The sequence below is a fragment of the Corynebacterium sp. EPI-003-04-2554_SCH2473622 genome, from assembly GCF_001665955.1.
Lineage (GTDB): Bacteria > Actinomycetota > Actinomycetes > Mycobacteriales > Mycobacteriaceae > Corynebacterium > Corynebacterium pseudodiphtheriticum.
This window is the reverse complement of sequence record NZ_LZMN01000077.1, coordinates 14,459-33,480: the sequence shown is the minus strand read 5'-3', so window position 1 is coordinate 33,480 and position 19,022 is coordinate 14,459. Positions and strand designations below refer to the sequence as shown.

Here is a 19,022-nt window from a genome sequence, read left to right as displayed (position 1 = left end):
CTTAGCCCTTGTGCACAGACACCGTCCAAGGATCAGTACGCACCTGCAGAATTGTGGTCTTAACACCAGCTTCCCGGCGCACAATTTCTTCAGCTTGCGCAGTCCACGGAAATTCCGAGGCCCAATGCGCGGTATCAATAATTGCCATATCGCTGGTGCGCAGGTGCTCATCGACAGGGTGATGCCGCAAATCTGAGGTAACAAACACATCAGCGCCCAGTTTCGCAGCCGTCGCGATAAAACCATCGCCAGCTCCTGAGGCCACCGCCACCGTCTGTACTTGTTTGTTCGGGTCTCCTGCCGCACGCACTCCCCAAGATGTGGCAGGTAAACCATCAGCGACTTGCTGGCTAAACTCCCGCAAGCTCATTGGTTCTGGCAACTTACCTATCCGTCCCAAGCCATAGGCACTTTCCAGCGGGGTGGCGTCGGCAAGCTCGGTGATATCAAAGGCGGGTTCTTCATACGGATGGTGGGCGTACAAGGCGTTGAGAAGCACCTGCTTATCGCCTGGCTTGGCGACGAACTGAATGCGCAGCTCATCGTCACGGTAAGTATGCCCGACCTCACCGTCTGTGGGATCCGCACCTGGTTCTGGTTTGAACTGCCCGGTGCCTGCGATCTCGTAGACGCACTCGGAATAATTACCAATCCGCCCCGCTCCCGCGGCAAACAAGGCCTGCTTCAGCGGCTCGGCGTGTGCCGCTGGCACGTGTACGCCCCACAAGTGCCGCCCCGGCCCTGGCTTCGGTGCCAACGGGCGCCCTGGGGTGATGCCGACGAGTTCAGCCAGCTTATCGTTCACGCCCGGGCGTGCAGAATCAGCGTTGGTGTGCGCAGCAAACAACGCGATGCCCGCCTCAATCAGCGAGTGCAAAATCCGCCCCTTCGGGGTATCCGCAGCCACGCTATCCACCCCGCGCAGCAGCAACGGGTGATGCACGATCAACATGTCCACACCGGCCGCTACCGCCGCATCTGCCACCTCGTCGGTGCAGTCCAGAGCAAAAGCCACCTGGCGCACCGGGGCTTCACGACGCCCACAAATAAGCCCGACGCTATCCCAGCTTTCCGCCAAATGCGGTGGATAGGCGCGGTCCATAATCTGGCAAATTTCGCCTACCGTGGTCTCGGTGCTCATGTGCTGCTCCTTTAACTCCGTCATACGCTCCTACAATTATGGCACGCAGCAGGCACCTGAGACGATAAAATCCGAGACGATAAAATACAGCAGCATGACTGCTACCTATTCCATTAATTTTGTATGCACCGGAAATATCTGTCGCTCGCCAATGGCAGAAGTCATGGCACGCGAGGCCATTCAGGAGGCGGGTTTGGGCGAGCTCGTCAAAGTCGCTTCCTGTGGTGTAGACAGCTGGCACGTCGGCGAAGGTGCGGATGAGCGCACCGTGGCAGAGTTACACGAGATCGGCCTGGACGGTACCGAACACATAGCGCAACAGTTTGGCCCACAGGCTGGTGATACGGACTTGTTCATTGCCATGGATACCGGCCACCGCTCCCAGCTCATCGCCCGCGGTGTCGATGAAAACCGCGTGGCCTTGATGCGCAGTTTCGATCCAACGGCAGAAGAAGAACCCTCCGTCGCTGACCCTTATTACGGGGGCAGCGACGGCTTCACGCGCGTGCGCAAAGAGATCGAAGCCAGCTTGCCTGGGCTGCTCGAGTACATCCAAGACCAGCTGCGCTAGCAACCGGGCTGTGCTGCTACCAGCTGCGCTAGTAACCGGCGTGCAGGTCTATCATGGTCGGTGTGAGTGCCCGACCCCAGCAGCCTGAACAATCTGGACTACCAGAAGCTCCAGATCAACCGAATCAGCCGCGCAATACCGACGTGCCACAAACCAACCGCACCGCCAACAACGGCGCACCAACCTCCTGGTGGAAAGTCTTTGCCAAGCCCAGTTGGATTATCCTGGCGCTGTCGCTCATCGCTTTTTCCATCCTGGCTTTCACGGTGCTCGCACCCTGGCAGCTGAATAAGGATGATGAGATCGTCGACCGCAACGAGCGCATTCAGCAAGCCTATGAGCAGGATCCGGTGCCGTTTGCAGAGCTTGTCGACGCCTCCGGCGGAATTACCATCGACGAGGAATGGCACCGTGTCATCCTGCGCGGCCACTACCTGCCAGAACACGAAATGTTGCTGCGCTTGCGCCCGTTGGAAGGCTCGCAGGTGTTTCAATCGTTGGTGCCTTTCCAGTTGGATTCGGGCCAGACGGTATTGGTTAACCGCGGCTTTGCGGTGGCTAATCGTGACGGTTCTGTTCCAGAAATCACCCCGCCTTCTGGAACGCACATCACTACCGAGGCCATGCTGCGTTTCGGGGAAGCACCCCACGAGGCCCCGCCGATTGACGACGCTGGCTATACCCAGGTGCGCTCGGTCAGCCCGGAACAGGTCGAAGAGCTGACCGGCCTGGAGCTTACCGACGCCATCGTGAACGTAACCGCGGCTGAGCAACCAGAAGCACTGGAACCAATTCCGGTGCCGAAGCTGGATCGTGGTTCGCACTTATCGTATGGCTTCCAGTGGATCGCTTTCGGCATTATGGCCCCTGCTGGCCTGGCATATTTTGTGTATGCCGAACTGCGCGAGCGACGCCGGGAGCGCGCGGAACACGCGACAGACGGGCAGTCTCAGATCGCAGACGCCAACGAGCAAGTCGACGTCGGCGAACAAGCAGACGCCAACGAGCAACCAGATGCCGACGAGACTGCCGCGCAGGCGAATTCCCCGGCAGGCGCCAATGCCCCAGCAGCTTCTGCGCGGCCCGCGGCAGCCACGCGTTCGCGTGGTTTACAGGATCGCTACGGCGGGGATAGCGCGAATCAACTCGCAAAATTCCGTGGCAGGCGGCGTCGATAAACCACGGTTTGCGTCGTCAAGTAAGCATCCGCCACATGGCGTCGTCAAGCAACCATCCGAGGCGCGGCGTCGTTAAGCATCTCGAGAAAAACCATCGGTTCTAAAACAGATTCGCCAAAGTGCTATCACTTATCCGAAAAAGGCCAAAAATTAGGCTCTGAGCTGTGCAAGTGCCTAAAAGCGGTGCTAGCGTTCTACGGGTGAGTATTAGTTGGAAGGTCTTTCGCGAGGACTTAGCCCGGTTGTGGCGCACCCGGAAAGTGTGGGTGATTCTGGTCGGATTGATGATCACCCCAGCTTTATATTCCTGGGTTAATATCGCGGCGTTTTGGGATCCGTATGAAAACACCGGCAATATCAAAGTTGCTGTGGTTAACGAGGACGAGGGCGCTAGTTCGGATCTCACGGGCGATCTTGACGTCGGCGCGGAGTTAGTAAAGCAGCTCAAAGACAACGACCGCCTGGGCTGGCAGTTTATTAACCGCGACGAGGCCAACCACGCGGTGCACACGGGTGATGTTTTCGCTTCTATCACGGTGCCAAAAACCTTCTCGCAGGACTTCGTCAGCTTGTTCCAGGGCACATATTCCCAGCCGACGCTGGAATATGCGGTGAACGAGAAACTCAACGCGATTGCCCCGAAAATCACGGATCAGGGCGCTTCCACCATTGATTCAACGATCAGCGCTGCGTTTAACGAGCAGGTCGCACAATCAGTGGCCGCGGAATTGCGGAAGTCGGGCCACGACCTGGATTTCCGCATCGGCGACACTGCCAGTCGGGCTTCAGATTCTTTTATCCGCACTGCAGAAACGGTAGCGCAATCTCGCGACAGGCTCGCTGCGGTGCAATCCAGCCTGGATAATTCCCGCCCAGCCATCGCCGAGGCCCGCGAAGCACTGGTTACGGTGGAGCGCACCATCGACGACGCCCAAATTGCCCTGGGCCAGGTGGAGTCCATCACCAATGAGGTGCAGCGCCAGCTGACCACGTTTGCCGATGAGGCCACCGCTGCTTATGTGCAGGGCACCACCGCGCTTGCCGAAGGCGCTGCTTCCGCGCACGCCAGCGTGAACTCCGTATCTGGCCAGTTGACCGGCGCACTCAACCGCGTGGGGGCGGCCACCGATGGTGCCAGCGGCATCGTCGCCCAAGCAGAACAAGCCATCGACCGTTTAGGCGAGTTAGCGCGACTGCCGGCCCTACCGCCGCAAATTTCCGGACAGATCCAGCAAACCGTGGATGATCTGCACGCCCGCAATTCGCAAAACCGCGCCGTGCTCGGTGAGCTTTCCGTATTGCACGATAGCGCACAAAATACGTTGAATTCTTTGAACGACACTGCCGCTGCACTCGACCGCGCCACGGACGCAGTGCGTGCAGATTCCGTGGGGCTGCGTGATTCCATCAACAACACCGTGCCACAGCTGAATTCGGCCATCTCGCGGGTATCTGCTACCGCCGCGAATCTGTCCGCCACCCTGGGTGCACAGAAGAGTTTGCTCGGCGAGACCGATGGTTTGCTCGACGGCGTCGACACGCAGCTGGGGCGTGCGAAAGACGTCATCGGTAATTTCCGGGAAGATCTCGACGGCATCGAAAATGGGCTCAACACTGCACGCACGGACATTCTGGCGCTAGCCAATCTTGCCCAAGATAATCCTGCTTTGCGCTCGGTCAATGCACTGAATGCCGACGAGATTTCGTCATTTTTGGCCTCCCCGGCAGAGATGGAATCGCACGCGGTCTTCCCGGTTTCGCACTACGGTTCTGGCATGTCCTCGCTGTTTATCAACCTGACACTGTGGATCGGCGCATTCATGTTGATGATCATTTTCCGCACAGAGGTCGATTCCCGCGGCCGGGAAGGCCTCACCGTGCAGCGCGCGTATCAGGCGCGCTACCTGCTCATGGGTGTATTTGGCATTATGCAAGCGCTGATCGTGTCCATCGGCAACCTGGTCATTGGCGTCGAGCACGTTTCCGCAATCGGTTATGTCCTCACCGCCACCATCTTGAGCCTGTGTTACTTAGCGATTATTTACGGCTTGGTCTCTGCCTTCGGCCACATCGGACGCATCATCGCGGTGGTCTACGCTTTTGTGCAAATCCCCGGCGCTTCTGGGCTCTATCCCATTGAGATGACCCCCGATTTCTTCCGCGCGATACACCCTTTCCTACCGTTTACTTACGGCATTGGTGCGATGCGAGAAACCGTCGGCGGGTTCTATGGCAACCATTACTGGAGCAACCTGGCCACAATCATCGGGATGGCAGCGGTGGCCTTCCTGGTGGGCATGTTGGCACGCCGCGGCCTTTCACATGTCAATATTTTGGTCAACGACCAGCTGGAAAAAGGTGGCCTGGTAATCAACGAGAAGGTGCATTTGACCGGCAGCCCGTACCGCATCACCGACGTCGTCGCTGCTTTGCGGGACCGTGAAGGCTACCAAGAGAGTTTGGATTCCAAGTGGCGTTCCGCGCGCCGCAATTATTCGCAATGGATGGGTATCACCATTGGTGTGGGTGCGTTGCTGGTGCTGATCTTGGGCATCGTTTCCCGCTTCAACCCGGATGAGAAAGCTGTCTTTTTCGGTTTGGCGTGCCTAGTGGTGATGATCGCGGTAGTCATTATTTGCGCGTTGGAATACATTAAACAGTCCGTCGCACGCGATAACAGCTTGGCGGATCTCAGCGATGACGAGCTGCAAGAACAACTGGCCAAGCAAGGTGAGAAGTCATGAACAACATCCTGAGTATTCTCCGCAATGATCTGCGTGCAATCCGCGGCAATGTCATGACGGGTGTGATTGTTTTCGGTTTGGTCATCATCCCGTTGCTGTTTACTGGTTTCAATATTTTGGCTAGCTGGGATCCCTTCAGCAATACCGACCGCTTGAAAATCGCCGTGGCTAGCAAGGATGAGGGCCACGAGTCCGATCTGGCTTCGTTGCGGTTGAATCTTGGCGACGAAGTGCTGTCCCAGCTTTCCCGAAATGAGCAGGTCGATTGGGTTCTGACCAATGCCGACGATGCTTTAGAGGGCACCAAGTCCGGCGAATACTACGCCGGCATCGTGTTGCCAGAAAACTTCAGCCGGGAATTGCTGACCTTCTATATCGAAGGCACCGAGCCGGCAAAGTTGGATCTGTATACCAACGAGAAGAAAAACGCCTTGTCAACGACCATCACCGAGCGCAGTGCCAGCGGTGTGATTGAGCGTATCGACGAATCTTTCACCCGCGTGGTCACCACCGTTGGGCTGGGTGTTGTCGAATCGTTGGATAATTATCTAGAGGAGGAAGAAACCCAGGCGGCTTTGGATAATGTCGCCAACCGTGTTGAAAACATCGGTACACGGTTGAATTCTTCTGCCGCCACGGTGCGTAGTTTGGCAAACCTTGTCGATTCCGCAATCCCGCTGGCGCAGGCCGCTGATAATATTTTGCGTGCTGCCGGGAGCCACACTGCCTCGGGTACTGATACTGGTACTAGCTCTGGCGCCGGAGCTGGGGCCGATGGCTCTTCCCCCATTGATGCGCTTTCGGCAACCCTAAATGATTCCACCGGCGCGCTAGAAAATTCCTTGGGCGCGACCTCGCAAGCTTATGTGGCATTATCGGATCAATTCGACGAGTTATTGAATAATGCGCAGGCTGCCACGGCGCAAACGGCGCAAACTTACCGCACGGCGGCAGAACGGGTAGCGCAGCAAACAGCAGCGTTCCAAGGCGTACGCGATGCACTCGAACGGGAAATCGGCAACTTGCCGCTACCAGGCCCGGTTTCTGCTGGCTACCAGCAAGTTCGCGCGCAATTGGATGCGTCTATCGCCCAGTCGAATGCCCTGCATGCTTCTTTGACGACGACCGCCGATCGCGTCGAATCGGGCACCGGTAATGCACGGCAATCCCGGCAACAAACCCAGGAAGCGATTGCGGCAGCCCGCCAGGCTGTCGATAATGCACGCACTGCCTACCGCGAGAATTTGCAGCCCCAGTTGAATACGCTGCGCGGGAGCGTAAACACCGTCGTTAATGATATCGCTGCGGTGCGCGCGGAAATCGCCGATGTGCGCAATACGCTATCGAGCACCTCGGGTGGTCCGGAGTCCAGTTTGTTGCGCGCCCGGGATGGCGCCGACCGGTTGGCCGATACTCTCTATCAGCAAGCACGTCGCTTTGCTGATCTGGAACGCCAATTTGCAGAGGTGCGCGAAGGTGGTGACCTGAGCAAATTAGCTGACATCATCGGCTCGGATCCAGAATTGCTTGCCTCCCGGATTTCCGCGCCAGTGGCTGTGGAACGCAAACCAGTGTTCGCAGTGGCGTCGTTTGGTGTAGGTATGACGCCGTTCTACCTGGCACTCGCACTGTGGGTGGGTGCGTTGTTGACGTGCGTTTTGATGCGCAGCAACGCTGAACACAAATACCTCAGCGACGACGGCGAGTTCACGCGCAACCAGATTTATCTGGGCCGGGTGGCTACGTTCTTGGCGATCGGTATTGCCCAGGCAACCTTCGCCGTGGGCGGTTTGATCTTCTTCGTGCAGATTCAACCAGAGCACCCATTCTTACTCTGGTTGAGTGCTGTGCTTGCCTCATCGGTATTCATGTTGATCGTGCATGCACTGGTGATCGCCTTCGATAGTGCCGGTAAGGCACTCGCTGTGCTGCTATTGATCGTGCAGGTTTCCGGCTCCGGCGGTGCTTATCCGCTACCGCTGCTGCCTCATTGGTTCCAGTCTGTGAGTCCGTGGCTGCCTGCCACCTATGCCATTGATGCGTTCCGCAGCGCAATCGCTGGTGTGTACCAAGGGGATATTTTCCGCGACCTGGGCATGCTGCTGTTATTCGCCATCCCGGCTTTGGTGCTGGGATTGTGGCTGCGTCGCGCGATGGATAGCTACCACCAGCGGCTGCAGAAAGGCATCCGGGAAACCCGAGTCATGCAATAGCGCTAGTACTACTAGTAGGAGGACGCCCGCGCTTGGCTGACTTTGCTCGCCAACACTGCTATTACTGGGTGTTATGAGTGGTGGTTGGTGTGAGTAAAAATTCCCCGGACAATATCCTGCTCTATCTGCCGGAAAAACAAGAGCAGCGCATCCGCGAGATTTTCGCTGGCTTGGCTGCCCGGGGCTTTCCGGTGCAAAACCAGCGCCCACATATTACGGTGACGTTTTCCGCGGCGATGGATCCCAGCGTCGTCGAGTTGGCAGCCGAGTTATTACCCGCGGTGATCCCGGCTCAATTCCGGCGGGTGGGCAACGTCATCTTCGGTACTAAGAGCAAACAGACCGTGGCGTGGTTGTTGCAGACCACCCGGGAATTAGAAATTGCCGCCAGCACAATCAGCGCAGCCAACCCCGATGGCCACGGCCCATTGTGGACGCCCCACCTGACCATGGGTTTGCGCCTGCCCCGCAAACACATCCCCGGCTATTTACAGGCCATGGATGAGCTGACCTCGTCGCATTTCAAAGAACTCACCGCAGTGGAAGCCGCGTACTGGCGCCCGAAGACGCAAGAAAAACGGCTGCTCGCGGGTGGTTAGCATTATTTTCCAGCACGGATTAGCGTTTCAAAACCGCGCCGACTATGTGAATCCACGATATCCAAAGTCGTCGTAGCAATATGCTGAATTCATGAAGTCCATGGTGTCCCCAGCATCAACCCCGTATCGGACATAAAACGCCGTGGCTACGTCGAGAAGATTCGGCCTGTCTTCTTTGGTGCGAGAAAAATCAACTGAATAAGCAAGATCCGCATCCCCCGCACTGTGCGCATCAGTACATGCGCTTCCGAATAAAACCAGCAGGTCAATCCCCAGTTCTAAGCAAAACGATTCCAGCGAGCCATCTTCGACTTCGCTGCGCAACCTGGCGACGATTTCTGTGGGGTACTCATAATGCAACGCTGGCAAGCAATGTCTCTGGTCTTTGCGGCGCAGTCTTCGTGATAAAAAACATACGCCAGTCACACGCCACTGCTTATATGATGGGGACCATAAGGTTCCGGAATTTTATAGCACATCATTCTTCGACATTCATCCGATTTGCAGCCTGGCCACGCTACCGCCGCAGGCTGTCTATACACACGCCGTGACCTGAGGAGGCACCATGAAAGCTGCACGTTTTTATGATCGCAACGACATCCGTATCGAAGACATCGAGCAACAAGAATTACAACCAGGTACCGCCCGCGTTGATGTTGCCTGGTGTGGGATCTGTGGCACTGACCTGCATGAATACCTCGACGGCCCGATCTTCTGCCCTTCACACGGCAACCCACACCCCATCAGTGGCGAAGAACCACCAGTGACGATGGGCCACGAATTCTGTGGCGTGGTCTCCGAAGTAGCCGATGATATCGATGACCTGGCCGTGGGCGATCATGTCGTTGTCGAGCCCTACATCATCAGTGAAGACGTTAATACCGGCCCAGAATCCAAGACCTACCACCTGTCGGAAAACATGAACTTCATCGGGCTGGGTGGCCGCGGCGGCGGGCTGGCGGAAAATGTCGTCGTCAAGCGTCGGTGGATCCACAAGATCAGCGATAAAGTTTCCCTCGATCACGCCGCGCTCATTGAACCACTGACCGTGGGTTACCACGCCGTGGAACGCGCTGGCGTGGGCGAGGATTCCGCGGGCCAAGTTGCACTCATCGGTGGTGCGGGCCCAATCGGTTTGCTCACCGCGGCTGTGTTGAAGGCGTTTGGCGTGACCGTCGTCGTCTCCGAGCTGTCCAAAGCGCGCCGCGAGAAGGCCCTGGAAACCGGGGTTGCTGATCATGCGCTGAACCCAGAAGAAGTCGACGTCGTCGCCAAGATCAAGGAGCTTACCAACGGTGTCGGCGCCGATGTGGCTTTCGAATGCACCTCTGTTCCGGTGGTTTTCGACACGCTCATGGATGCGCTGCGCCCACGCGGGGTTTTGCAGATCGTATCGATTTGGGGCAAGCCTGCTGAGCTGGACCTAAACAAGATTGTGCTGAAAGAGCTGGACGTGCGCGGCACCATTGGTTATGTCAACAACCACCCGGCTGCGATCAAATTGGTCGAAGATGGACGCGTGGACCTCACGCCGTTTGTCACCGCGCGCATTGGTTTGGACGAACTGATCGACGAAGGTTTCGACACACTCATTCACCGCAACGAAACCGCCGTGAAGATCCTCGTCTCGCCATCTGGCAAGGGCTTGGAGAAATAGCTCTTCCTGGTTAACTCTTTCCCCCGTTTTTCTCTGCGCTATGCTTTATTGTGAGCTATAGCTTGTGAGGACAATCGGGGGATTTTTATGGATACGGCAGAAATAGTTCTGCAAGCAGCACAGTTAGTTGTTGCATTAGCAGGCCTTATAGGGCTAGTTGTCACCATCCAACAGCGAACGAACAGCGATAATCGTTCGGAATGGTGGAAACGTTATACTTGGTCAATCGAAAATATCGCTAATGACAATGAACGAGTTCGTAGCGCCGCCTGGCAAAATACAAAAGCCTTATACCAAAGCTCACTCATTACAAAAACCGAAAAAGCACTAATTGCTGGTCTTGCCTTAGAAACATTGAACGACGATAATCGGAAGCAGGACGATACAGGAGGTAGCGATGCCCCAAGAAACCAATCCTCGGGTACGCCAAACGATTGCTGAAGTCGCAGTAGAAGGCACGAAGTTCACTGGCGAAATTCTCCCTCGCTATGTTTACGAGCTCGCCGGTGCGCCGGTGCCTCCAGAAGCTACCGATGAACTCCAACGGGGCACAAGCACTCCAGCCGACACCAGTATTGGTACAAAGCTTAAACAATGGTGGCGCCGAAATTGGAACACCCACCTCATCTTCGACGACTAACTTATTTCACCACTACTTCCCCGCCCGCGCCGATGCTTACCTGTGCATTCCAGGCGCGGGCTAGATTAATTCGCTGCCAGTCTCCTTTGGCTGGGTCACGATCATCCAGTGGGTAGCCGGACGGCAAGGCGGTGTGGCGCAGTACTTCAGCACGCTGCTCGTAGCTGAGTTCCGGGAAGCGGGTTTCCAGTAACGCTGGTGCCGCTGTGGGGACGTTCACCGGTTCATCGGTCGCGAAAATTGGTGCGAAGCCGTAGGTCATGCGTCGTGTGTAATCGGCTTCTGCTTGCTGGTCGCTGAGCGCATGCGAGTCTTCGGCAATCATCTCGGCGAAAGGCTTGCCCGCACGCCATTCCATCTCTGCGACGATCTCTGCACGCGCTTGCAGCAACGCATCGCGCATTTTTGGATCATTCCACCGATCAGCCGCGGCCGCCTGCCCGGTCATGCGCCCGCCGATGACATCCAGAGGGAAGTGCACGCCCATCACCAGTCGCGATTCCCCAGCCTCAGAACCGCGCGCCAGCAATTGCGTACCCACCTCCGGCAGCATCATGGCCAGCAGCGTAGTAATCCACGTCGCCTGGTTAGTGTGCCCAGACGGGAAAGATTTGCTCGAGCCGTCGTACAGCTCACGTTCCGGCGACTCATGGCGCTGAATGCGCTCCGGGGCTTGCACGAATGGGCGGTCGTTATTGAACAGCAGCTTTTCCGCGCGACCCCAGCTAGCGATTCCACCCGCGCGAGCCGCATAGCCATTGCCCAGTAGGAACTCAGTTTTCGGCAGCCGCTTTTCGTGTAACGCAGCCAGAAAATGCCGGCCGAATTCGTCGCCAAGAGCCTCAGCTGCGGTAAAAAGCACGCCATCTTTATCCGCCAGGGCATCGCGAATGGCCTTGTCGACGCGTTCTTGCTGCGCATTATTGTTGTACTCGGCGACGATGTCCAGGTTTTTCTGCATCACCTCCGGGTGGTTACTGCGCAGGTCTTTAAATTCTCGCACCACCTCGTAATAGATGCCGTACCGGTAAGAAGACACATCGGAGACGTAACCGGTGAGGTAGCTGACATCGAAAGGCTGCGGCACCGGGGCGCCCGCGTGGTGTTGTGGGTTCGCGCCGATCGAGCTCAGCGGGCTGTACTCTGGCCCCGCGCCGTGCTCGCTGGAAAGTTTCGGGGCAGGCAGCTGCAACTGTGGGATCTCGAATGGGAGTGCCAGGTGCGTGGTGTTCGCGTTAAGTGGGGCTTGCAATGAGGCTTCTGCTGCCATGGAGTGCGCAGTGCCGCCGTGCTGTTCCACAAGGCTAGGAGCCCCAGCCACAACTGCTAGGGCTCCGGCGGCAGTTAACAGCGAAGTAGCACGGCGTCGGGATGTAAGAAACATTTTCACAATGAATTATCCCAGAGCATCTAATGAGATTGAAGGGTTCACTGCTGCGGTTGGATTACGCCTTCGAAAAATACCGAGAGTGGGATTGCCGCAGATGTTCTTCGCTCTCACTGGCAACGGCAACAACTTCGAGATCAGGGTCATCATTGGCCTCATCCAATTCGAGGCGCCTCAATGTTGCCTCTGGCAGCGAGTCAAATTCATGGATGTCTAGTTCCCCTGAACGACGGTGGTACTGAATTAGATATGACGCCATAACATTAGCCTTCCATTTCAGTCTTAGATTCGCTGCTGCCGCAATTCAGCTTGGATACGTGAAAGTTTATCATCGATTTGTCTGCGGAAATTACGAACATGGTCACGACTGTAGTGTGAATCGCTGTCTGTGCGTTGTTCAAACTCAGCAATTTCCGTCGACGCTTCAAGTAGCTGCATCACAACGCCTTGTGCCTTCGGAGGCATCGTTGCTCCTTCGTGCAGGTAACGAATTTCTCTTCCGAAAATATCAGCAGCTTCTTCGTAATAGTTCGCCCATTTAGATTGCCAAGCCGTCCGGATCTGCATCTCGCTTCTACCAGCATTACCTCGGATATGGAGGTGAATAGCGCGATATCCCGAGTGGGGTTCGTCCCGACAGTCCCTGATATCTACACGCTTCGCACCACTATTTTCGAATCCGCGCTTAAAAACTTCTGCAACCTCTGTTTGCTCAGTCAGCGACAGATCGCAATCAAACCTAATGCCAGCTACATCTTGAATGTTCATTAACGGCGTGGTCTGCAACCTCTGCAGTTTTTCAAGCAAGGTGTCTTTAGTCTTTACTCGTGCAGATAATAAGTACGAACCCGAGTCTGGAGTCACGGCATCACCTGCAGGACTGATGTTCATCATGAATCCAGACGTAATTTGCTCTGTAATCGAGAGTAATTCTTCAACATACACTGCATTAAATGCGATGTATTCATTAATCACTTTGACTTCAAAGTCTTGACCATCACGCCAAAGACTTCCTTGTTTATTTACTCGGCTTTTAGAAAACGGCGGATTTTCGCCGAGAAAATTCGCGCTTTTTCGGCTTGAATTCATCCCACCCCCACAGAGACGTAATTCGTCAAAAAATCGAGCAACTTGCGATAGCTGAATTCTAACAACTATGTATATTATTCGCTTATAGAACATATTGATTGCTAGTACTAAGATAAGGGTATGCGGAAAATAGCCGTCCTTGTTGCAGCAAGTTTTCTCAGTGTCTTCGGAACAGCAACAGCCACCGGGCTGACAAACGGAACCGATGTTGCCACCACCGACACCGCTGCCGAAGGCGTGGTTCAAGTGGCCAGCTGCACTGGCACCGTGGTTGCTCCTCAGTGGGTGCTGACCGCCCAGCATTGCGTCGAGGTTCCCAATTTGCAGCGATCGGTCTACGTTGGCACCACCCGCGAGCAGCAACACCGGGAAGAAAATCGGTTCACCTCGGATTACGCAGTGTGGGCGCCGCACGGCGATGTGGCGTTGGTGCATGTCACCGATGCGTTGCCACAGCATCTGATCCGCGAGGTTCGCCACACACCGGTGAGCTTTGGTGAGCAGGGACGCGTGTACGGCTGGGGTGCTGGCACCGGCAAGACCTTGCAGTATGCCCGCGCTGCTGTTGGTAAAACTTCTTCCGGGGTTCGGCCGCAGGAAAGCCAGCATGATGCATTCCTCGTGCAGTATTTGGACGAGGCCACAGCCGGGCGCGGCGATTCCGGCGGGCCGCTTTTTGTCAACGGTGAGGTCGCCGGGGTGACCTCGTTTAAAGCTCCCCAAGGTGGTGGGCGTTTCTCGCTGTTTGCTTCGCTGCATGGGCTAGGCGATTGGATTGCGCAGACCACCGCTACCCCAGCACAGCCGAGCACTAACGAGACGCCCTCCGACGCCGAAGCCAAACGCCCGGATACAACTGCCCCAGACAATCACCAGGGAGCCGCGCACCAGAATGGCCCCGTCGCCAAGCCCGAGCAGCCAAACACTGAGCCCGCACCTCCCGTCGCTAAGCCCGAAAATCCGAATTCCAAGAATCCACAGCCCTTGCCACCACGCGGGCCGCTAGCCACCCCAGGTGGTGGTGCTGGTGGCTCCAGCTTGGGGTTGTCGTCTTCTTAGCACGCCTGCATCTACGATCGCCTAGGAAATCCTTAAGCAAATCCCCCGCTCAGCGCCCCTGCAGCTTCGGCGCCGCAGAAACCTGCCGGATGGTGATGTTGATCCGGCCTTCTGCCAGCCCGCAGCCGTCGGGAAGCGTGGCATCATTCACGCGCACCACCCCGTGATAAGCAAAACGCTTCGGCCCACCGAAAACCACCAGGTCGCCGGAGCACAGCGTCACATCGTCCCAGGGTTGTGTGCGTGATTCGGTATGCCCCATGCGAAACAACGCTTCGTCACCAATCGATAGTGAAATAACCGGCGCCCGGGATTCCTCAAATTCATCGACGTGCATGCCCATCCCGGAACCCGGCGGATAGTAGTTGACCAGCACCATCTCTGGCACGAAGGTCTCTACCCACGGGGCTAATTCTTCGGCAACCTCTGCTGCCGCGCGCAACGCCACCGGCGCCAACGCCACCAGGCTTTCGGGTACTGGTGGGACGGTGGTGCCAGCAATCTTGTCGACATATCGGTAACTCGGATAGTGCCAGTACCTGCCTAAATGCAGCTGGTACACGCTCATCTGTCCGCCGGATTTTAACGTCGGGCGCAGCATCGCCATCGGAGTATCCGCGTATGTGCGGGCGATCTCGCGAACCTCGCGCACCAGCTTTGCTTGTTTGTCGACGCCCAACCACCCCGGCAGGTGCGCCACGCCCGGCGCGATGCGCTCACTCGGGCGCGGCAGAGAATCAAACAACATGCTCTCACCGTATCGGCTGCTGTGGGCTGTGTCGACGGGTGGCAACCCACAGCGGGCGCTACCCCGTTTATAGGCGAATCCCGATTCCTTTTAGCATCTCCATGACGTTGTGCTTCAGTTGTGCAAAGCCTGGATCGTTATTCAACAAATGAATAATGCCCCCAAATACTGCTGCCATTACTCCGAGCCCGGTGATGACCTTGAAGATTTTACCGAGCGTGTTATCCGGCTGTGCCGTTGCTGGTTGGTCATCGACAACGATGAAGGTTGTGACCTCATCCGTCGAGCCGTCTGGGTAGGTCACGACAATTGTGCCGGTCTGTATTCCCGGCCGGGAGGTGTCAAGCGGTGTTTTCCAAGCATAGGTGGTGTCTGCTGGCAATTGCGCAGTATTTATCAGGGCATCTTCTGCCTGGACGGCTACGCCAGGGGCAACTGTGACTGAGGTGTGTGGTTCGGGCGAATATTCTTCCGCCATGGTCTTTCCAGGTTTCGCGTCCGGGGTTGCGGAGTCCTGGTTATCTCCATGATCACTGCCTGCTGGCGCATCCGCGACTGGGATTTTGGCAGTCAGTTTGATCGGTGCGGGTGCTTTATCCGCATCCAGGCTGGCCCCCGTGGTGTACCACCATGCCCGGGTGTCCGGGGAAAGATAATCGATGAATTCTTTCGGCCACGAGTTGGGATATTGCTTCTCTTCTCCCTGGTAGGCACGTCCGTAGAATTCTGGTGTTGCTTCGAAGGTGATGTCTCCACCGGCAATGTCTATTGTCGAAGAGCTAAACGTGGCGACCGTGACGCGTTTATAACCGTCGCTCTTTTTATCTTCGTAGACTGACCAGGCAACGTCCATTGTCAAGGCACCGGAGCCGTCTGCATTGACCTGTAGTTCGGGATTACCCATCGTCGTAATTACGTGCGGGGCGAGCGTGGGGTAATGCTTGATGCGGAAACCGTTGCCGAAGGACAGGTGCGCTTGTTTAGTGGCTGTATCGAACCACCCCTGAGCCCGGGTGAAGCTTGGCAGGTAGTTGTCCACTGTCACCGCTTCTCCTAGGGCTTCTACGGACCACGCCTTCAGGTATTCGTTGATTCCCCAGCGCAAATTCGCCTCTTTTACATCGACGGCGCTAGCCGGTTTGTGGACTGCCACATCCTGGGGTTGTTCGGGGCCGTTCCAGCCTGTGCTGTCGGCGTCGACTGGTGGTTTCTGGTTCTCGTCGGCAGGCTGCAAGGGGGTAATCGCCGGTGTTGGCCCGGTTCGATGCAGCTGGCTTACTCGGGATCGTTCTTTATAGGGGTGTGAAACGTAGGCGACATCGCCCGTAGAGTTTCCCGTAACGACAGCGAGGTTGGCTTCGCCAGTACCGTAGCCGCTGGTGACGCCCAGCTCAGTGAAATCGATCTTTTCGGCGACAGTCCAGGTTTCTGGGCTCACGACTGACACACGGTTGTCGTCAGCTGCTGCCGCATAAATTTCGTGTGTGCGCGGGTTAACGTGTAGCGAGTTAACCTTGGTTCCAACCTCGATCGGCATGCCGAGGAATTTGCCGGTCGCTGCATCGAGTGTGAGTATCTTGCTTTCTGTGAACTCGTCTTGCAAAGTTGGCTTGACGACGACGTACAGGTGCCCGAGTTCTGAGTCAAAAGCTAGCTCGTATGGGCGCCCGCCTACTGCGGCCCCCTGAAAACTGGTTTCCGCGACGGGAATAGCCAGGTCTTGTACCCATTGCTTGGCTGCGGTGTTATACCCAGTGATGACGTTTTCGCGGCCTGCGCTGATCCACAGCATCTTGCGGGTTGCATCGTAGACTAGGCCATTAATCGACGGGTATTTTTCGGTGCTAACGGGGATCGGCGCACTCACGGTTGCGTTCGTGGGATCTACATGAACCAGGGATTTCGAATCGTAAATGTAGATTGCACCGGTATCTGTGTCTTCCACCATGCCCTTTGGAAACTTCGGGGTCCCAGAAATCTGGCGTACCACGGTTCCGTCATCTGCATTAAAGACGGTGAGTTTTCCTTCTCGTTGGTGCAGAGCGTAGATGTATTTTCCGTCGTTGCTCAGAGAAATCTGTACTAGCGCTTCTTTGCTTGGCGCCCAGTACACGGTCTCAGATGGTTTCTGGGTTTCCAGGTCGAACCACGTTATTCCGCTGGGGCTCTCTCCTAGCTTGTCGACGGCTACCCAGCCGCGTCCGCGCTTTTCGTCGATAAGAATGTCTCTGGTGACTTCCCCGGCAGCAAACGTCGCGGTGACTTGATGGTTTTTGCTTTGTTGCTCTTTTTGCGGCGTTGACGCGGTTTCACTGTGTGGCACTTCACCGCGTGGTACTTCGCCGGGCGCTTTTTCACTATCCGGCGTTGTGCCACGTGCTGCTTCTTGCGTCGCAGGTTGGGCAAAAGCTGGTTGTACAACGCTAAGATGTATGCCGGTAACAGACATGCTTATTGCGGCCGCAATCCATATTTTGCGGAGGTTATGAGATTTTTGCACCGGATTAGCTTATCCTAAACAAATACCGCTCAACAAGGCTATGCGCTTCGGTTTGTATGTGCCCGCCCCACAGTCGGTGCCACCCCACAGCGGGCAACTACCTGCGACGGACGGCGCCCGGCAACGAGCACATCCCCCGATATGTTTACGCAATCGACATTAGACATGTTTAATGTCGATTTTTCGCCTGAAAATCGACATTACTTTTAATCGAATAATCCAATCAATCGTCTGATCAGCGCAAATACTCACACGCTGCCGAGACCAACGCCCGGGTTCCGGTTGCTAGAGTCGGCTGCAGAACCGGCGCGAATTTCGGGCTGTGGTTCGGAATACTCACGCCTTCTGGCGCCCCACCCAGTAGCCAGAAACAGTACGGTGCACCGAAGGCGTCGGCAAGCACGGAGAAATCTTCCGATGCCGTCAGTGGTTCGATGCGGTGCACATTCGCCTCGCCGAGGTCACGTCTGAAGCTCGCGGTTAACCGGCTGGCCACCACGTCGTCATTGTCTGTGACCGGGAAGGACTCGTAATAGCGGAACTCCGGCTCCCGCGGCGCACCGGCAGCTACGGCCTCCCCGCGAGTGATCCGCTCGATCGCGGCGAGGATCCGTGCGCGCACTGCTTCGTCGTAGGCGCGCACGTTCAGCTTCAACCGCGCGGTTTCCGGGATGACGTTCGGGCGCGTGCCAGCTTCCACGACGCCGACGGTGACCACCCCGAATTCATGTGGGCTCAGCTCACGCGCCACGATCGTCTGCAAGCGCTGCACCACGTGCGCTGCCAGCACAATCGGGTCGACGCCCAGGTGTGGCATCGACCCGTGCGAGCCGCGCCCATGCAGCGTGATGTCCACGTTCACCGCCGTCGACATGAACGGCCCTGGCACCACGCCCATCTGACCGGCTGGCACTGGGCCGCAGAATACATGTTGCCCCAGCACCACATCTGGCTTATCGACGCGTTCCACTAGCCCGTCGGCAACCATCGACTTCGAGCCCTCGCCGGTCTCTTCCCCCGGCTGGAATAGCAGTTGCAACCGGCCGGACCACTGCTCACTGTGGCGCATCATCAGCGCCCCCATCGCCAGCAACGATGCCACGTGGCAGTCGTGCCCGCAGGCGTGCATGACGGGGACGGTCTTGCCTTCTGGGTTCACCGCCGTTGCCGTCGAGGCATAGTCCAGCCCGGTTTCCTCACGCACCGGCAGTGCATCAAAATCTGCGCGCAACATGACCGTCGCCCCTGGCCCATTGTCCAGCGTGCCAACGAGCCCGCCACCAATCTTGTCGACGCGATACCCCAGCGCCTCCAGCTCACGAGCGATCACCCCGCGCGTGCGTACCTCCTGCATGCTCAGCTCGGGGTTGCGGTGCAGATCCAGGTAAATCTCGGTTTGCCACTGCTCCACCGAGGCGTAGTCGCCCATGATCGTAGTAACCGCGCTACTAGCATCCATGAAGTTTGCTCCTTACAGCTTCAGCTATCCAGTTCTT

Annotated in this window: 16 protein-coding genes and 1 pseudogene; 9 read left to right on the top strand and 8 right to left on the bottom strand. The window is 56.8% G+C overall.

Annotated features, from left to right (window positions below; genetic code table 11):
• Window position 1 precedes the first annotated feature (1 nt).
• On the bottom strand, window positions 2-1,141 hold the full coding sequence (locus tag A5774_RS09030; RefSeq protein WP_024272896.1) for a Nif3-like dinuclear metal center hexameric protein: 1,140 nt from the start codon (window positions 1,139-1,141) through the stop codon (window positions 2-4).
• Window positions 1,142-1,235: 94 nt separating this feature from the next.
• Here A5774_RS09030 and A5774_RS09025 point away from each other — a divergent pair, with 94 nt between their 5' ends.
• The 5 genes from A5774_RS09025 to A5774_RS09005 all read left to right on the top strand — a co-directional run bounded on the left by A5774_RS09025 (window position 1,236) and on the right by A5774_RS09005 (window position 8,446).
• Window positions 1,236-1,712, top strand: a complete 477-nt coding sequence (locus tag A5774_RS09025) for a low molecular weight protein-tyrosine-phosphatase (RefSeq protein WP_064834467.1) — start codon at window positions 1,236-1,238, stop codon at window positions 1,710-1,712.
• 62 nt (window positions 1,713-1,774) lie between these two features.
• Window positions 1,775-2,890 (top strand): SURF1 family protein, encoded by a 1,116-nt coding sequence (locus A5774_RS09020; protein WP_231892406.1) that lies wholly within the window; start codon window positions 1,775-1,777, stop codon window positions 2,888-2,890.
• A gap of 200 nt (window positions 2,891-3,090) precedes the next feature.
• Window positions 3,091-5,634 (top strand): YhgE/Pip domain-containing protein, encoded by a 2,544-nt coding sequence (locus tag A5774_RS09015; RefSeq protein ID WP_082936188.1) that lies wholly within the window; start codon window positions 3,091-3,093, stop codon window positions 5,632-5,634.
• Window positions 5,631-7,847, top strand: coding sequence for a YhgE/Pip domain-containing protein (locus A5774_RS09010; protein ID WP_064834464.1), 2,217 nt, complete (start codon window positions 5,631-5,633; stop codon window positions 7,845-7,847). Before A5774_RS09015 ends, A5774_RS09010 begins: the two co-directional genes overlap by 4 nt.
• An 89-nt stretch (window positions 7,848-7,936) precedes the next feature.
• Window positions 7,937-8,446 (top strand): 2'-5' RNA ligase family protein, encoded by a 510-nt coding sequence (locus A5774_RS09005; protein ID WP_023019180.1) that lies wholly within the window; start codon window positions 7,937-7,939, stop codon window positions 8,444-8,446.
• A gap of 42 nt (window positions 8,447-8,488) precedes the next feature.
• On the opposite strand, the gene A5774_RS09000 is transcribed toward A5774_RS09005, so the two are convergent.
• Window positions 8,489-8,815, bottom strand: coding sequence for a hypothetical protein (locus tag A5774_RS09000; RefSeq protein ID WP_231892405.1), 327 nt, complete (start codon window positions 8,813-8,815; stop codon window positions 8,489-8,491).
• A gap of 196 nt (window positions 8,816-9,011) precedes the next feature.
• Between A5774_RS09000 and A5774_RS08995 the strand changes: the two genes are divergently transcribed.
• From A5774_RS08995 to A5774_RS08990, 3 genes are all read left to right on the top strand, one after another.
• Window positions 9,012-10,103, top strand: a complete 1,092-nt coding sequence (locus tag A5774_RS08995) for a 2,3-butanediol dehydrogenase (RefSeq protein WP_027018416.1) — start codon at window positions 9,012-9,014, stop codon at window positions 10,101-10,103.
• An 87-nt stretch (window positions 10,104-10,190) separates the two neighbouring features.
• Window positions 10,191-10,544 carry a hypothetical protein gene (locus A5774_RS11370; protein WP_126856434.1) on the top strand — a complete coding sequence of 118 codons (354 nt, stop codon included), beginning with the start codon at window positions 10,191-10,193 and terminating at the stop codon, window positions 10,542-10,544.
• Window positions 10,501-10,743 carry a hypothetical protein gene (locus A5774_RS08990; RefSeq protein ID WP_021353773.1) on the top strand — a complete coding sequence of 81 codons (243 nt, stop codon included), beginning with the start codon at window positions 10,501-10,503 and terminating at the stop codon, window positions 10,741-10,743. The genes A5774_RS11370 and A5774_RS08990 overlap by 44 nt, the downstream gene beginning before the upstream one ends.
• A gap of 1 nt (window position 10,744) precedes the next feature.
• On the opposite strand, the gene A5774_RS08985 is transcribed toward A5774_RS08990, so the two are convergent.
• The 3 genes from A5774_RS08985 to A5774_RS08975 form a co-directional block, all read right to left on the bottom strand.
• Window positions 10,745-12,127 carry a phosphatase PAP2 family protein gene (locus A5774_RS08985; protein ID WP_231892408.1) on the bottom strand — a complete coding sequence of 461 codons (1,383 nt, stop codon included), beginning with the start codon at window positions 12,125-12,127 and terminating at the stop codon, window positions 10,745-10,747.
• Between the two features lie 61 nt (window positions 12,128-12,188).
• Window positions 12,189-12,389 (bottom strand): hypothetical protein, encoded by a 201-nt coding sequence (locus A5774_RS11015; protein ID WP_082936187.1) that lies wholly within the window; start codon window positions 12,387-12,389, stop codon window positions 12,189-12,191.
• Between the two features lie 23 nt (window positions 12,390-12,412).
• Window positions 12,413-13,219 carry a hypothetical protein gene (locus tag A5774_RS08975; protein WP_023019174.1) on the bottom strand — a complete coding sequence of 269 codons (807 nt, stop codon included), beginning with the start codon at window positions 13,217-13,219 and terminating at the stop codon, window positions 12,413-12,415.
• Window positions 13,220-13,339: 120 nt separating this feature from the next.
• Between A5774_RS08975 and A5774_RS08970 the strand changes: the two are divergent.
• Window positions 13,340-14,047: pseudogene (locus A5774_RS08970) on the top strand (trypsin-like serine protease); the annotation flags it as partial.
• Window positions 14,048-14,327: 280 nt separating this feature from the next.
• On the opposite strand, the gene A5774_RS08965 reads toward A5774_RS08970, so the two are convergent.
• From A5774_RS08965 to A5774_RS08955, 3 genes are all read right to left on the bottom strand, one after another.
• A complete protein-coding gene (locus A5774_RS08965; RefSeq protein WP_064834460.1) occupies window positions 14,328-15,026 on the bottom strand; it encodes an alpha-ketoglutarate-dependent dioxygenase AlkB in 699 nt (232 codons plus the stop codon).
• A gap of 67 nt (window positions 15,027-15,093) precedes the next feature.
• Window positions 15,094-17,475, bottom strand: coding sequence for a Rib/alpha-like domain-containing protein (locus A5774_RS11365; RefSeq protein ID WP_064834458.1), 2,382 nt, complete (start codon window positions 17,473-17,475; stop codon window positions 15,094-15,096).
• Between the two features lie 286 nt (window positions 17,476-17,761).
• Window positions 17,762-18,985 (bottom strand): amidohydrolase, encoded by a 1,224-nt coding sequence (locus A5774_RS08955; protein WP_064834456.1) that lies wholly within the window; start codon window positions 18,983-18,985, stop codon window positions 17,762-17,764.
• Window positions 18,986-19,022 lie beyond the last annotated feature (37 nt).